The 13,945-nt window shown below is 69.0% G+C and carries 16 protein-coding genes; 8 read left to right on the forward strand and 8 right to left on the reverse strand.

Annotated features, from left to right (window positions below; all coding sequences use genetic code 11):
- The first annotated feature begins 150 nt into the window (after positions 1-150).
- A complete protein-coding gene (locus V7E45_RS31715) occupies positions 151-564 on the forward strand; it encodes a hypothetical protein (RefSeq protein WP_333777679.1) in 414 nt (137 codons plus the stop codon).
- Between the two features lie 30 nt (positions 565-594).
- Positions 595-1,125 carry a hypothetical protein gene (locus V7E45_RS31720; protein ID WP_333777680.1) on the forward strand — a complete coding sequence of 177 codons (531 nt, stop codon included), beginning with the start codon at positions 595-597 and terminating at the stop codon, positions 1,123-1,125.
- Between the two features lie 274 nt (positions 1,126-1,399).
- On the opposite strand, the gene V7E45_RS31725 is transcribed toward V7E45_RS31720, so the two are convergent.
- The 6 genes from V7E45_RS31725 to V7E45_RS31750 all read right to left on the reverse strand — a co-directional run bounded on the left by V7E45_RS31725 (position 1,400) and on the right by V7E45_RS31750 (position 7,188).
- Positions 1,400-1,567 (reverse strand): hypothetical protein, encoded by a 168-nt coding sequence (locus V7E45_RS31725; protein WP_333777681.1) that lies wholly within the window; start codon positions 1,565-1,567, stop codon positions 1,400-1,402.
- Between the two features lie 113 nt (positions 1,568-1,680).
- On the reverse strand, positions 1,681-2,349 hold the full coding sequence (locus tag V7E45_RS31730; protein ID WP_333777682.1) for a DUF305 domain-containing protein: 669 nt from the start codon (positions 2,347-2,349) through the stop codon (positions 1,681-1,683).
- A 105-nt stretch (positions 2,350-2,454) separates the two neighbouring features.
- Entirely contained in the window at positions 2,455-2,865 is a 411-nt protein-coding gene (locus V7E45_RS31735; protein ID WP_333777683.1) for a DUF6153 family protein, read from the reverse strand.
- A gap of 92 nt (positions 2,866-2,957) precedes the next feature.
- A complete protein-coding gene (locus tag V7E45_RS31740; protein WP_333777684.1) occupies positions 2,958-4,217 on the reverse strand; it encodes an MFS transporter in 1,260 nt (419 codons plus the stop codon).
- On the reverse strand, positions 4,214-5,338 hold the full coding sequence (locus tag V7E45_RS31745) for a PLP-dependent cysteine synthase family protein (RefSeq protein ID WP_333777685.1): 1,125 nt from the start codon (positions 5,336-5,338) through the stop codon (positions 4,214-4,216). Before V7E45_RS31745 ends, V7E45_RS31740 begins: the two co-directional genes overlap by 4 nt.
- A 1,265-nt stretch (positions 5,339-6,603) precedes the next feature.
- Positions 6,604-7,188 (reverse strand): TetR family transcriptional regulator, encoded by a 585-nt coding sequence (locus V7E45_RS31750; protein WP_333777693.1) that lies wholly within the window; start codon positions 7,186-7,188, stop codon positions 6,604-6,606.
- Positions 7,189-7,306: 118 nt separating this feature from the next.
- Here V7E45_RS31750 and V7E45_RS31755 point away from each other — a divergent pair, with 118 nt between their 5' ends.
- Positions 7,307-8,155 carry a class I SAM-dependent methyltransferase gene (locus V7E45_RS31755; RefSeq protein ID WP_333777686.1) on the forward strand — a complete coding sequence of 283 codons (849 nt, stop codon included), beginning with the start codon at positions 7,307-7,309 and terminating at the stop codon, positions 8,153-8,155.
- Positions 8,156-8,343: 188 nt separating this feature from the next.
- On the opposite strand, the gene V7E45_RS31760 is transcribed toward V7E45_RS31755, so the two are convergent.
- A complete protein-coding gene (locus V7E45_RS31760) occupies positions 8,344-8,976 on the reverse strand; it encodes a DedA family protein (protein WP_333777694.1) in 633 nt (210 codons plus the stop codon).
- Between the two features lie 233 nt (positions 8,977-9,209).
- Here V7E45_RS31760 and V7E45_RS31765 point away from each other — a divergent pair, with 233 nt between their 5' ends.
- The 4 genes from V7E45_RS31765 to V7E45_RS31780 all read left to right on the forward strand — a co-directional run bounded on the left by V7E45_RS31765 (position 9,210) and on the right by V7E45_RS31780 (position 12,360).
- Entirely contained in the window at positions 9,210-9,428 is a 219-nt protein-coding gene (locus tag V7E45_RS31765) for a hypothetical protein (protein ID WP_333777687.1), read from the forward strand.
- Between the two features lie 184 nt (positions 9,429-9,612).
- Positions 9,613-10,239, forward strand: coding sequence for a DedA family protein (locus V7E45_RS31770; protein ID WP_333777688.1), 627 nt, complete (start codon positions 9,613-9,615; stop codon positions 10,237-10,239).
- 247 nt (positions 10,240-10,486) lie between these two features.
- The gene (locus tag V7E45_RS31775) at positions 10,487-11,143 is read left to right on the forward strand and encodes a DedA family protein (protein WP_333777689.1); all 657 of its coding nucleotides are present in this window, start codon (positions 10,487-10,489) and stop codon (positions 11,141-11,143) included.
- Positions 11,140-12,360 carry a glycosyltransferase family 4 protein gene (locus tag V7E45_RS31780; protein ID WP_333777690.1) on the forward strand — a complete coding sequence of 407 codons (1,221 nt, stop codon included), beginning with the start codon at positions 11,140-11,142 and terminating at the stop codon, positions 12,358-12,360. The genes V7E45_RS31775 and V7E45_RS31780 overlap by 4 nt, the downstream gene beginning before the upstream one ends.
- Before the next feature lie 254 nt (positions 12,361-12,614).
- Here V7E45_RS31780 and V7E45_RS31785 read toward each other — a convergent pair whose 3' ends face one another.
- Positions 12,615-12,818: a hypothetical protein gene (locus V7E45_RS31785; RefSeq protein WP_333777691.1), complete on the reverse strand. Its 204-nt coding sequence runs from the start codon at positions 12,816-12,818 to the stop codon at positions 12,615-12,617.
- Between the two features lie 385 nt (positions 12,819-13,203).
- Between V7E45_RS31785 and V7E45_RS31790 the strand changes: the two genes are divergently transcribed.
- A complete protein-coding gene (locus V7E45_RS31790; protein WP_333777692.1) occupies positions 13,204-13,854 on the forward strand; it encodes a phosphatase PAP2 family protein in 651 nt (216 codons plus the stop codon).
- The last annotated feature ends 91 nt before the right edge of the window (positions 13,855-13,945 follow it).

Consider the following 13,945-nt stretch of genomic DNA (forward strand, 5'->3'; position numbering starts at 1 on the left):
CCCCCACCCCCCCCCCCCCGCGGCACCCGGCACGACACGGACTGGGATCTACCGCTGGTGGTCGAGAAGCTTCGCGTGGCATCACGGTCCGGCTCCGGCTGATGGTCAGCCCATGGCAGTGACCGAGGTTCCGCGTGAGATCCTCCGCCCATGGCTACGGAGACCGAGGTGGGAGAGCTGTTGTGCCAGCGCGGCTGGCGGACGGCATTTACGGTCGCTGAAAGGGTGAATGCGTGGTCCGCTCTGGTGAGCGACATCGAGCGCGGTTACGGCGACGACATCTACGAGTACACCAACGATCTCTACTGCCGGAACTGGTTGCACGAGGCGTGGCTCCTGCTGGACGAGCACACAGTCCAGCTCTGGACCCCGCGGATCAAAGTTCTGGACGACCGCTACAGGGCCGCGACCGTCGACGATGACGGCCAAGCACTCGAGCAGTTCCACAGACTGCCCAGCCCCGACCTGTGGTGGTGGCGGCGCCACCCCCGCATCCTCACCGGAGACCTCGGGCGTTCGCTTCGCTCGGCCGGTGCCATCGGCACCGAAGCTGACACATCATGACCCTCGGCTCGTGGGTTACGGGACTTCCCAATGCTGATGTCGAGCCGCTGTGACCGGGTGGGAGCCGCTCGGGATCTCCGTCGACTGGGTGGCGATCGAGGGAGAGCTGGGGGTTCCGCTGTCTACGAGGCGTTCACCGGCGGCGTCTTCAGTGATTCCGTCTACTTTCTGGGGCGCGACGAGGGCCTCGGGGCGTTCGACTTCCTGAGACAGTGGCGGGTCGACGTGTCGGTCGACCAGGACGGCAAGCTCGGAAGCGTCTCCGCCGTCGAGCCCTCTGCGATCTACGCGCCCGGCGGCAAGGGGCTGGTTGAGTGGGGCTCCGCCGAATGGGCCGACGAGTACTTATCTTTGATCGATGCCGAGCGGCCGGGCAAGTACCCCGTCCTTGCGCGGTCCTATGACGTCGGCGGATGGCACCGGTACGACATGTCCACCTCTGAGTTCCTCTACCGCATCCTTGCGGACGCCGATTTCCAGCCGTTCGGGATCGCGCAGCACGACCTCGGCACGACGTTCAAGCCCGGCTCCGGCGACCCCTCCGACAGCCAGCCGCTCTGAGGAGAGGCCGGCTGTCCCACGTTCGTGGACACGACAGTGCCGTCGTTTCTCATCGAGATCCGTGAGCAGATGATCACCAACTGCCTCCCGAACCGGTCGCCAAACGCTGTTCCCAGTGATCAACGAAGCCACCTGACCCACTCACGGCCGCCCCTGCTGGCCTGCTCGCCAAGCACTGTGAATACCAACGCTCGCGCTACGACGCGCGCAGGAAGCGGCCAAGTGGCGCGCGGTGACGCGGTGACGGGACGTGGATGCGCTTGCCAAACTTGTTTCAGATGTCGAGTTGCCCGGCATCGGCCTTCCGTAGCAGTTCGCCGGCGTTCTTCGACGCCATGATCACCCGGGTGCGCAGCCGCATCTGGTGGGGTAGGGCGAGGGGCACGGGGGCCTCGATAGCTACCGGGTTGAGCGCCGAGTTGTCGCTCAGTTGGCGGACCACTTGGTCGAACGCGATGCCGTGCTTGGCCGGCAGCGGGACGTCCGACCTGTGGAATCAGGCCGCGGCCCGGGGCGCCTGTGACCGGCTGCCCCTGACCGCGGCCCGGCTGGGGTTTACTGCTTGCCGAGAATCTTGTTCATCTCGGTGATCTCGGTCGACTGCGAGGTGGCGATCGACTTGGCCATCGTCTTGGCGGGTCCGTAAGCGCCCTTGGTCTGTTCGCTCTTCGCCATCTCAATGGCGCCCTGGTGATGGCTGATCATCATCTGCACGAACGCCTTATCGAAGGCGTCACCGGACAGATCCTTCAGCTTGCCCATGTCGTCGTCCGACATCATGCCGGGCATCGACGAGTGGTCCATGCCGGGCATCGACGAGTGGTCCATGCCGGACATGCCGGCGTCCGGGACCTTCTCGCCCCAGGCCTTCAGCCAGCCAGACATGGTGTTGATCTCCGGATCCTGCGCCTGCTTGATCTTCGCGGCCAGATCCTTGACCTGCTGCGACTTCGCTCGCGACGGCGCCAGGTCGGCCATGGCCACGGCCTGCCGGTGGTGCGGGATCATTCCCTGTGCGAACGACACGTCCTGCGCGCTGTGGCTGCCCTGTGCAGCCGAAGCGGTGGCCGACGCGCTGGCGGAGGACATCGCTCCCATGTGGTGGCCGGAGTGCTCCGAGGACGAGGAGGAATCGCTGCTGCCGCAGGCGGTCAGCACCACGGCAGCGGTGGCGGTCGCGGCCAGCGCCGCGGTACGGCGGATGAGGGAACGGCGAGATGCCATGAGAAGTACAGCTCCTTGAAGGGCCCGCGCCCAGGCGCGGGATGAGCGGATGGAGACACACCGGAGCACGCCACCTGCCTTGAGGCGGGTGCCGTGCGGGCGCCTCTAGATCCGCAGCAGCTGCAGCTCGGAAAGGTCCGGCGGGGCCCGGCCGTCCACCGCGCCCACGGCCGGGACGCTGGCGTCGGTCGCCGCGGGGTCGACGCCAGCCAGTGACGGCATCAAGGCCGGCGGAACGTAGGCGGCTGATGTGCCGCCCGCTGCGCAGGTCCCGCCGGCATGGTCCATGACCATGCCGCCGTCCGTCAGGTGCTGGCAGTCTGCCCCCATCACGTGGGCGGGCGCGGAGTGCGGTTTTGAGGCCTCGACCGGCATCACCATGTCGTGCTGGCCCGCGGCCGGCATCCCGCTGGGCGACAGGGCATGCATTCCCAGCACTGCCGCCACCACGGCCATAACCATCCACATCCAGCGCACAGAACTCATCACAGAGCCGATACGGATGCTGGACGTCATGCGTTCAGGATAGGGGTGCCGCAGAGTGGTTATGCGCTGTTACCTCTCGGCCGCTGGAGTCGCCACGCACTGATGAGCACGTCCAGGTCGCCTCATCCGGGCACCGGCACGGGAGCAGGCGCAGGTGTGAGGTGCCCTGAGCGGTGAAGCCTGGCCACCAGGGCTGCGCACACCAGCCCGGTCGCGGCCAGCGTCGCCCAGGGCAGCCAGCGCACGCCCGTGTCGAACAGGGCGCCAACCGCGAGATTCCCGACGGAGATCGCGATACCGGAGGCGGTGTTGTAGGCGCCGTAGTAGATCGCGATGAGCCGGCCGCCGGACAGGCGGACCACGGTGTCCATCTCGAAGGGATAGAGCAGGGCCCCACCCCAGGCCAGCAGCACGGCGCACACCGCGAGCGCGAGGACACCGGCCACCAGGCCGGCCGCTCCGGGGTAGGGGCCGGGCAGCACTGGCAGGAACGCGGCCGCCATCACCACCAGCCCGTAGGTGATCGCACGTCCGCCGCTCAGCGACCGCTTCGCCCACGCGGTCAGTTTCAGCTGCCCCCACAGGGCCGCGAGCGCGGACATGGCGAAGACGGCCGCCGTCACCAGCCCCGTGTGCTCACCGAACAGTTCGCGGGCGCGCAGGGGGAGGGCGAGATAGACCTGGAAACCCAGGACGTAGGAGCCGGTCATGGCGGCGGTGAACAGCAGGAAGGACCGGTTGGCGGCGACGGTACGCCAGTCGGCAGCCACGGCCCGCCAGGCCGGCTCACCGCTGCGGCCGTCAGGCTCCAGGGAGGGCAGGGCCCGGGCTTGCAGGACGGCGAGAGCAGCGAAGATCATCGCTGATACCGCGCAGACCGCAGCGAAGTCCCAGGTGAGGAGAGCGAGTCCCGCCAGGGGGCCGATCAGGATGCCTGCCTGGTAGAAGACGTTGAAGGCGGCGAAGGCCTCGACGCGGCGTTCCTCGCCCGCGTCCGCGGCCAGATAGGCGCGCACCGCCGGGTTGAACAGCGCGCCCGCCAGCCCGGTCAGAGCGGAGGCCGCCAAGAGGGCAGGCAGCGTGTCCGCGAGGGCGAGCAGGGCGAAGGCGACCGTACGCAGGGTGCAGCCGATGAGGATCATCGGTTTGCAGCCGTACCAGTCGGCGAGGGTGCCGCCGATGAGGAACATGCCCTGCTGGGAGAGGTTGCGCACGCCGAGGACCAGGCCGACCGTCCAGGCGGCGAGGCCGAGGCCGTGGGCCAGGTGATCGGCGAGGTAGGGCATCAGCATGTAGAAGCCGAGGTTGATGGCGAACTGGTTGGCCATCAGCAGTCGCGCCGGCCGGCCGAAGGAGGCCACCTGGGCCCGCAGCCGCCTCATCGGATGCCTGCCTCGGCCCGCGGCCCGCTTGCTCGGTGGAGCGGGTTTTTGACCTGGCTGCATCTGGTCCAGCCGGTCACCACCCGCTCGTCGGGCTCGGTGATCTCATCGGGCTGCGGCGGCGGTTCTCGGTCCAGCAGCTGATGGTCGCGGCACCAGGCGTCGTTGTAGATGGTGTCCAGGTAGCGGTGCGGGCCGTCGGGGAAGACGGCCGCGATTCGCGTGCCCGGGGGATACGCGCGCGCGGCCCATCCCGCGACGAGCGCGACGGCACCGACGCTCCAGCCGCCCGTCGCGTAGTAGCGCCGGCCCAGCTGGCGGCAGGCCCACACCGCTTCGGCCGGCGCCACCCAGTGGACTTCGGCGAAGGCCTCGTAGTCGACGTTGCCCGGGTAGATGCTGGAGCCCAGGCCCCGCATGAGCCTGATTCCGGCCGGCTGCCCGAAGATCGTGGAACCGACCGAGTCCACGCCGATCAGAGCCAGGGCGGGAAAGGACTCGCGCAACACGCGCGAGATGCCGGCGGAGTGGCCTCCGGTGCCCACCGACGCCACCAGGACGTCGATTCGGCCGAGCTGGGCGATCAGCTCTGCTGCCAGCGGCCGGTAGGCGGCCACGTTGTCCGGGTTGCGGTACTGGTCGGGGCAGTAGGCACCCGCGGTGCGCGCCAGCAGCTCGGCGACCCGCTCGCGGCGGGCCTGCTGCCAGCCGCCGTCCGTGTGCGGGTCGGTGACCTGGTCGACGTGCGCACCGAGGGTGGTCAGCAGCCGCAGGACCGACGGCTCCATGCCAGGGTCGGTGACGACGGTGACCGGATGCCCGAAAGTCAGCCCGGCCAGGGCCAGTCCCAGGGCGAAGGTACCGCTGGAGGACTCGACGATCGGAGTGCCCGGCGTGAGTTCCCCGCGTCGGCGGGCCTCACGGATCATGTGCAGGCCGGGACGGTCCTTGATGCCGCCGGGGTTCGCGCCTTCGAGTTTGGCGTAGAAGCCGCAGCCGGCCGCGGCGAAGGGTTCGTCGATCCACAGGACGGGGGTGCTGCCCACCAGTTGGGAGGGGCGGCGGGCCACCACGGGGAGAGGCGGGTGGGCTTGGAAGGTTTCAGGCAGGGGGAGGTGCATGCGTGTATGGCTCCTTCGCACCACGCAGGGCATGAGCGTGGCGCGGTCGCAGCGGGTCTTGGGCGCGCGGGCACGCCCCTGCCACGGAATGCGCGGGCGGGCAAGGGCGTCAGCAGCGCCTACAGACGCCAGAGGCAATACAGCGCGAGGGTGAGCGGGCAGCCGGTGGTGCGAACAGGGGGACCGGCTGGACGGCACCAGACGGGCAAAGGTGTGGCGTCACTCGACGCGGTGGGACCATAGGCCGGCTCGGCGTGCCCGGTTACGCAGATGGTCTCGTCGGCCGTGGTCCTGGGGCGGTCGGCCGTGTGATCGATGTGTCCCATCGCCCCGTGCTGATGGGCGGGGACCGGTTCTCCCTTGTGGTCTGCGACGACGGGTGCCTGAGCGCTTACGGCGACCTCGACAGGAACGTGCGGCGCAGCGAAGGAGGAGGCGTGCACGGAACCGGCGAGGTGTGCGGTGACCAGAAGGACGAGTGCCAGGAGGAGCCCCACTCGGCCGGGCCGCATCGAGGGCCGCCGCATCGTCCAAAACCTGATCACGAACACAGAGTATTCGAATGATTACTTCGAGTGTGGATGACACGGCGGGTTCGAAAGGACCAAGGACCTGACGGCGGGTGCCCGCCCCTCGGGCCGCCCGATAGCGCATGCCCCGAAGTACCCGGCAGGACCACAGCCTGTGCGCGCACTTCCTCTCCGATGCCCACGTCAGGTGAAAGCCGTCAACCTGCCGGCCGAACCCGTAACCCGGACATGGTTCGCCTCCGCCACCAGGTGCCCGGTCAACCAGTGCCCGGGGCGGAGGAACAGTGCCCGATGAGACGCTGAATGGCCGAGCGATTCGGCGGAGACGGACTGGGTGGCCAGGACCGCACGCGCAATCACCGGCAACTCTTCGTCCCTGCATGCACTCAGACTGGCAGCCAGACGCTCACGTTTGGAGAGTGCCCGGTTGGTGCGGGGATCCGTGTGCGGCGGAGGCGCCGGCATGCCGAGGCTCTCACAGGCTTGGAATGCTTCCATGGCTGAAGAGTTCGTATCGGGAGACGACCGTGCCGTCGATCAGTCGCCGAAGGCTCGCCACGTCCATCTGCTTCCCCATCCCACGATGATGGTCACCGCGGCCGCGGAGCGAGACCCCCTTGCAAAAGATCGGCCATTGCCCACCAGATCGAGTCCTCGTAGAGGCAGGCCGCAATCAAGCGGAGGGAGCGCCCGGGTGAAACCGTCCTAGCCTGAGTCCCGGCGGCAGGGCCTCGGTCAGGAGAGGCCCGTCAGGGCGCGGACCAGCCGTTCCACCCGGTCCCGCGGGTACGGTGCGCCCGGGCGGCCCGTCATCAGCAGATGGTGCAGTGTGCCTACCAGCGCTAGTGCGACCGACCCAGCATCCAGGCTGTCCGCGGCGCGTTTCAGGCGCTGTTCGGCGCGCAGGTAGGCCTCGATCGAAGCCTGAATCGCATCGAAGCCGGGCGCGCCCGTAGCCCAGGCCTCACGTACGCGCTGGGCCGCGGCCGGGCGGGTCACCGCCAGGCCGACAACTCCGGGATCCAGGCCCAGCACAGCCGTGGCCAGGTCCACCAGGTTGCCGGTGACAAGGCCGCTGCCCGCCTCTGCGGGGAGGTCGGCGGCCAGCGCGGCGATACGGGTGAAGCGGTCCAGCACCAACTCGGCGACGAACTCGTCCAGTCCGGCAAAGTGAGTGTGCAACACCCCTTTGGCACAGCCGGCTTCGGCCGTGACCGCCCGGCTGGTCAGAGCAGCGGCCCCATCCCGGGCCACGACCCGCTCAGCCGCTTCGAAGAGCCGCTCGCGTAGATCGGGGATGGCCACTCCGCGTGGTGACAAGGAGTCCTCCTGAGCAAAAAGCATTGCAGGTATGGGCATCCGCCCATACTGTTTGGGCGCGCGCCCATTCTAAGGGCGGCTCGTCGCTTGGCAATGCCCGTCCACGGGAGGTCCCTTCATGCACCCCATCGCCAATACCGCCCAGGCACAGGCCTGGAACGGCTACGAGGGCACCCACTGGGCAGCCCATCACGACCGCTGGGACGCCGTGAACGCGGGCTTCAACCAGCCTCTGCTCGACGCCGCAGCCATCGCACCCGGCGACCACGTTCTCGACATCGGCTGCGGCGCGGGAGCCACCACCCGGCTCGCCGCTCGCGCCGCCACCCCGCACGGCAGTGCCCTGGGCCTGGACCTCTCCGGTCCCATGCTCCAGCGCGCCCGAGCCGGCGCCGAGAGTGCAGGCCTCGGCAACATCCGCTTCGAGCAGGGCGACGCCCAGGTCCACCCACTCCCCCGCGGCACCTTCGATCTCGCGATCAGCCGCTTCGGCATCATGTTCTTCACCGACCCCACCGCCGCCTTCGCCAACATCGCCGCCGCACTGCGCCCGGGCGGCCGCGTCGCCCTGCTGTGCTCCGCCGAACCCGAGGGCAACCAGTGGCTGACCGCCCTGGCCACTCTCGCCGACCTGCTGCCGGTGGGCGACTTCAGCAAGCCCGGCCCCGGCATGTTCTCACTGGCCGCGCCTGGCGCGGCGGCCGCACTGTTGGAGGAGGCGGGGCTGCAGAACGTACGGGCCGAACACGTCACTGCCTATGGCACCTGGGGGCACAATGCGGCAGAGGCCGCCGATTTCCTCCTGAACTCCGGGCCCGGCCGCCACCTCCTCACGCAAACCGCACCCACCACCGCCGCCCGCGCCCTGGCCCGCCTGACCGACGCCCTCCGCCCCCACGAAGGTGGCGCCGGCCTGCAACTCCGCAGCACCGGCTGGCTGCTCACCGCCACCACACCCGACGCCTGACTTTGCCAGGCACCCTCCAACCGCCAACTGCGGATGCCGACATAGCCAACCGCGCAGACGGCGACCTCTTGACGTTGCCCCGCTCGACGCCGATGCACCGCTACCCGGCATTGCTGACCGCGCCCCAGAGCGCCGCCTCGGCCGCTGCGGGGATGTCGGCGTCGGCCAGCATCGCTTAGCCGCAGGGGCTAGTCCCGTGACGCGTCACGGCCGGCTCGCTTCGTAAAGCGCACACGCAGCACCTCAAGTGCCACAGGAGCCAGGGAGGCGACGAAAACCACGGCCACGGAGGGCACAAGGTAGGCGTCCGGGTGCCGTACCGAGTCACCCAGCCAGTAACTGCCGAGCACGAGCGACTGGGACCAGAGCAGGCCGCCGATCACTTGCCAGAGGGTGAAGGTGCGCAGCGGGACCCCGAGTGCTCCGGCCACTGGATTGAGGACGGTGCGTACCACCGGGATGAACCGTCCCAACACCACCGCCTTCGCGTGGCCGTATCGACCCAGCAGCTCTTCTGCCCGCTCCACACCCGCATGGAGGCGCGGGTTCTCGAACCGGGCCAGAGCCGCGCGGCCTGCTCGCCGCCCGGTCCAGAATCCCAGCTGCGCACCGGCGATGGTGCCGGCCGCGGCGCAGACCAGGACCGGTAGCAACGGCAGATGCGGCCCACTGCGGGCAGTCGAGGCGCACAGCAGTCCGGCCGGGACCAGCAGGGTGTCCCCGGGCATGAAGAAGCCGAGGACCGGCAGTCCGGTCTCGGCGAAGATGCAGAGGAGGATGCCGAACGCGCCGTAGGTGGACACCAGCCAGACGGTGTTCATCGGGGCGGCCGCGCGCTGCCGTCTGGACACAGCGATCCCAGGGACATGGGCTTTGAGTTCCTTCCCTCTCGCCGCCCGGCGCACCGCACCGTCCACACGCGGACAGGGCGGAACGCCCGCACATCAGCGGTGCCCCGCGCTGCCACGGACACAGGTTAGTTTCTACATCATGTAGTAGCTTAAGTCATGTCCGTCCAGCCCACTCTCGACTCGGAGCACGCCGGATGAGTCCCTTGATTACCCGTACCACCGCCTTTGACGCCGCGATCCTGCTGGATCTGGGCGTCGAGCTGATATTGCCGTCCGCCATGCTGCTCGGAGTAGCGGCCTTCGTCTCGGACACGGCGCGCGAGAGGCTCGCGACCCGTGGCGGTATGGCTGCCGCCGCTGTCCTGGCGCTCGGGCCGGCTGCCGCCTACGTGGCATATCGCCTCGCAGGCCTGACCGGGTGAGCCCGGCCGCCAAGAGCTTCCGAGGGGTCGCCGCCAGGAGCGGCAGCCGTTCCCGACCTCGTCACCCCACTCCCGCGGTGCAGCACCTGCACGGCAATAGCCTGGAGACGACTTCCTCCGGCGAGGCCTCGGCTGCGATACATGACAGCCGGGCTCGGCATCCGGCGGAAGGAACGCGATCCGCATGAGCGCACCACCGCTCCCCGGGGTTCTCGGTGACATCGCACCGGTCCTGGACCACTGGGGCTACTGGGCCGTAGGCGGCCTGATCTTCGTGGAGGACTTCGGTGTCCCCGCCCCTGGCGAGACGATCCTGATCGCCGCGGCCGTGTACGCGGGAGCCGGGCACCTCAGCATCATCGCGGTCGTAGCCATCGGAATCCTCGCCGCCGTCCTTGGCGACAACGTCGGCTACCTCATCGGCCGCACCGGCGGACACGCCCTGGTGCAGCGCTACGGGAAGTACGTCTTCCTCCCGCCCGAGCGCTACGAGAAGGCCGAGGCGTTCTTCACCCGCCATGGCGGGAAGGTCGTCACCGTCGCCCGCTTCATCGAGGGGCTGCGCCAGGTCAACGGCATCATCGCCGGCACCGCCGAGATGCCCTGGCCGCGCTTCGTCGCCTTCAATACACTCGGGGCGGCGCTGTGGGTCGGATTGTGGGCCGGTGTCGGCTACTTCGCCGGTAATCACATCACCACGATCTACACCGAGGTCAACCGCTATTCGACCTATGTCCTCATCGCCCTGGTCGTGCTCGTTCTCGCGCTCGTGGCCCGCGCCGTAATGCGCCGACGGCGCACGGCGGACTGACCGCCCCTTCAGGCTCAAGGGCCCTCGCGCCGGTACCGGGCATCCGTGCCTGTCACAGCAGGATGCGCGCGTTGCCCGCCTGCGGGGGTGCCGCCACCTGACGTTTGGCGTTCTCTCGTCCATCTCCTACATTAAGTAGAAGTTGAACGGCGGTCTGCATGCTGCCGTCTCCTGAGTGTGCCCTGCGCCCTTGCACCGGAGAGTCCCGTTCTCTCCGGCTTCGGCGCGCGGCTGGAAAGGACCCTGGGTGGTTCAAGCCCTCAACCCGCTGGATGCCACGTCGTTGCTGACGACGCTCGGCACCGCAGGGGTGTTCCTGGCGCTGTTCGCCGAGACCGGCCTGTTGGTCGGCTTCTTCCTGCCCGGTGACTCGTTGCTGTTCACGGCCGGTCTACTGTGCGCGACCACCCGGAACGGGGTGCATTTCTCCCTGCCCGTCGTGCTGGTCGCCGCAGCGGCAGGGGCACTGCTCGGCGCCCAGGTCGGTCATCTGCTCGGTCGTCGCGCCGGCCGGTCACTCGTGGCCCGCAGCCGCAACCGGCACCTGGCGAACGGCGTGACCCGGGCCGAGGAACTGCTAGCGCGGTACGGCCATGGCAAGGCGATCATGCTGGCCCGGTTCATCCCGGTGGTACGGACAGTGCTCAACCCCCTCGCCGGAATCGTGGGCGTGCCTACCTCCACCTTCACGTTGTGGCAGGTCACCGGCGGGCTGGTGTGGACCGCAGGCCTCGTCCTGGGTGGTTACGCCCTCGGGTCGAGCATCCCGAACGTCGACCACTACCTGTTGCCCCTGGTCGGGCTGATCGTCGCCATCTCCTTGCTGCCGTTGGTCCTGGCACTTCTGCGACCCGGCCGCCCCGACCGCAGCGCCGCGACGACGGCCCGGAGGCACGCCGCATGAAGATCACGTTCCTGATACACGACGTCTACGGAATCGGCGGCACCATCCGCACCACCCTCAACCTGGCCGCCGCACTGGCCGACCGCCACGAGGTGACCATCGCTTCCGTCCGGCGCCACCGCGCCCGGCCGCGGTTCGACATCGATCCACGAGTGACCGTGGTGCCCTTGGTCGACCTGCGCAAGGACTCCGCCGACCTGGCCGATCCACTCCTGCACGAACCCGCATCGGTGTTCCCCGAGGCCGAGAAGCGCTACCACCAGTACAGTCGCCTGACTGACGTACGGGTCGAGCAGTACCTGCGTGGCAGCGACGCGGACGTGATCATCGGCACCCGCCCCGGCATCAACGTCTATCTCGCCCGCTATGCGCCGAGCAGCGCCCTGCGCATAGCCCAGGAACACCTCACGCACGACACTCACACCAAGAAGCTGCGCGCCCAACTCGCCCGCCACTACCGCGGCCTGGACGCCATGGTCACCACCACCGAGGCGGACGCCGCCGTCTACCGGGCGAAGATGCGTCTGCCGGGCGTCCGGGTCCTTGCCATTCCCAACGGCGTCCCGGATGTCGACCTGCCCCCCGCAGACACCGCCGCCAAAGTCATCGCCGCGGCCGGACGTCTCACCCGCGGCAAGCGGTTCGACCTGCTCATCGAGGCGTTCGCCGACATCGCGCCCAAGCACCCCGACTGGACCTTGCGCATCTACGGCGCCGGGGCTGAAAAGGGCCCCCTGCAGCAGCTCATCGACAAGCACGACCTGGGCGAACAGGCAGCTTTGATGGGCGTTGTCTCGCCGATCGAGCCGGAGTTCGCCAATGCGTCCATCGTCGCCTCCGCCTCCAACGCCGAATCCTTCGGCATGACCCTGGTCGAGGCCATGCGCTGCGGCGTCCCCGTCGTCTCGACGAACTGTCCGCTGGGTCCCGCCGAGATCATCCGCGACGGCGTCGACGGCCGCCTCGTCCCCGTGGGCGACCGGCAGGCACTGAGCACGGCACTTGCCGATCTGATCGCCGACGAACCCGGCCGCCGCCGCATGGGCCGCGCCGCCCGCAAGGCCGCCCACCGCTACGACCCCGAGCGCATCGTCGACACCTACGAGGATCTGTTCGCCGAGCTGGCCACCACCAGGAAAGCCCGCGCCTGGCAACGCAGCAAGGCCCGATGGCGCGCCCTGGCCGCCCGACCCCTGCGCCGCCTGGGTCGTCGCTGACAACATCACCGCACCGGCCGGCGTGGGGGCCGGCCGGTGCGGGCAGCACTGTGCCGAAACGAGCGCGGCGGCACGGGTGAGACGAGTCGCGATCACCACCAGGCCGTCTCCAAGTACTGAGTGACGGCGGGTAGACGCGCGGGGGCTTCGGCATAGGCGATCGGAGCCGTGGTGCCCGGCGAGACCGTGGCGGCCGCGACAGCGACAGCCTGCTTCACCCGCCGCCTCGCCGTGACCATCGAGCCCCGAACCGCTCATCCAGCCGCACGGACCGCCAGCGGCACCAACGCGTACAGAGCCAGGGTGAACAGGTACCACGCACATCCGAAATGGTCGCGCACCCTGGCCGAACACAGGCCGGCGGTGGCGAGGAGTGCGGCAATCGGGGTAAGCACGGCAACGGCCCGCACTCCGACCTCGAAGGTGATGGCAAGGGCGTGCGTGAGGGCGTTGATCACGGGCGGGCTCCCACGGTACGACCGACAGAGGAACAGACAGCAAGAAAGCTACTACATGATGTAGAAGTTCAGTCTGGTGAACCCGTGGGCATCCGGCCGGCCGACGAGAGGCACCACCGTCGACGCCGAAGGCTCACACCCCCCCCACCCGTCCCTGCCGGCCGAACACCCCTCCCGCCAGACCTGTCATGGCGAAACAGCCCAGACATCCGGGCGCCGAGTCACAGCCGAGGTGGGCGCCAGTCAACTTCTACGACATGTAGTAGATTGAATCGACGGCCACCACTGATTCACCGAGGTGTCACCAACGTGCCATCGCGGAGGTGGGATTGGCCGGCGGCGCCGGGCAGTTCCGCGTCGCCTCGCTGAATGGAAGGACGTGCCCATGACCGCGGCCGCCACTGCGCAACTGGCCTTCGACGGGTCCGGTATCGACGGTTCGTTGTTCACCTCCATCACGGACTTCGCCCACGACACCAGGTGGCTCAACACCCCCATGGAGGTGTGGACGAACCTCGGCCTCGGGGTCTTCGCGGTACTCATGGTCATGGGCTGGTGGAACGCCCGTCGCCGCGGCACCGAGGCGATGACCGTCGCCCTGGCTGCGCCGGTCGCGGTCGTGGTCGCCTTCGCAGCTGCCGAGGTGGTCAAGAAGATCGTGACCGAGGCGCGGCCGTGCCGTTCGATGCCTCACGCCTACCTGGTCGACTCCTGCCCGGCGCCCTCCGACTACGCCTTCCCCAGCGGACACAGCACCGTCGCCGCCGCCACCGTGGCAGCCCTGTTCCTGCTCGATCGCCGCCTGAGTGCCATCGCCGCGGTGTTTGCCGTGGTGGAGGGGTTCTCCCGGGTCTACGTCGGCGACCACTACCCGCACGATGTCCTCGGTTCGGCGATCCTCGCCCTTCCTGTCGCCTACCTCACCAGCCTCGCGCTGCGCCGCTGGGCCACACCGCTGGTGGCGGCCCTCAACCGCGGCGCACTGCAACCGCTGCTGACCGCCGAGCCCCATACGGTCGCGCAGCACGCTCGGTAAAGAGCCACACCCGAAAAGAACCGGGGGGGGGGCCCCCCCCGCCCGGGGGGGGGGTCTATCCCCACCCAAACCCCCCCTTTACCACCGCCCG

Source organism: Streptomyces sp. IBSBF 3136 (genome assembly GCF_036815105.1).
Lineage (GTDB): Bacteria > Actinomycetota > Actinomycetes > Streptomycetales > Streptomycetaceae > Streptomyces.

Coding starts and splice junctions, on each gene's coding strand:
- V7E45_RS31715 (WP_333777679.1), top strand. CDS start 151: ATGGCTACGGAGACCGAGGTGGGAGAGCTGTTGTGCCAGCGCGGCTGG.
- V7E45_RS31720 (WP_333777680.1), top strand. CDS start 595: ATGCTGATGTCGAGCCGCTGTGACCGGGTGGGAGCCGCTCGGGATCTC.
- V7E45_RS31730 (WP_333777682.1), bottom strand. CDS start 2,349: ATGGCATCTCGCCGTTCCCTCATCCGCCGTACCGCGGCGCTGGCCGCG.
- V7E45_RS31735 (WP_333777683.1), bottom strand. CDS start 2,865: ATGACGTCCAGCATCCGTATCGGCTCTGTGATGAGTTCTGTGCGCTGG.
- V7E45_RS31740 (WP_333777684.1), bottom strand. CDS start 4,217: ATGAGGCGGCTGCGGGCCCAGGTGGCCTCCTTCGGCCGGCCGGCGCGA.
- V7E45_RS31745 (WP_333777685.1), bottom strand. CDS start 5,338: ATGCACCTCCCCCTGCCTGAAACCTTCCAAGCCCACCCGCCTCTCCCC.
- V7E45_RS31755 (WP_333777686.1), top strand. CDS start 7,307: ATGCACCCCATCGCCAATACCGCCCAGGCACAGGCCTGGAACGGCTAC.
- V7E45_RS31760 (WP_333777694.1), bottom strand. CDS start 8,976: ATGAACACCGTCTGGCTGGTGTCCACCTACGGCGCGTTCGGCATCCTC.
- V7E45_RS31770 (WP_333777688.1), top strand. CDS start 9,613: ATGAGCGCACCACCGCTCCCCGGGGTTCTCGGTGACATCGCACCGGTC.
- V7E45_RS31780 (WP_333777690.1), top strand. CDS start 11,140: ATGAAGATCACGTTCCTGATACACGACGTCTACGGAATCGGCGGCACC.
- V7E45_RS31790 (WP_333777692.1), top strand. CDS start 13,204: ATGACCGCGGCCGCCACTGCGCAACTGGCCTTCGACGGGTCCGGTATC.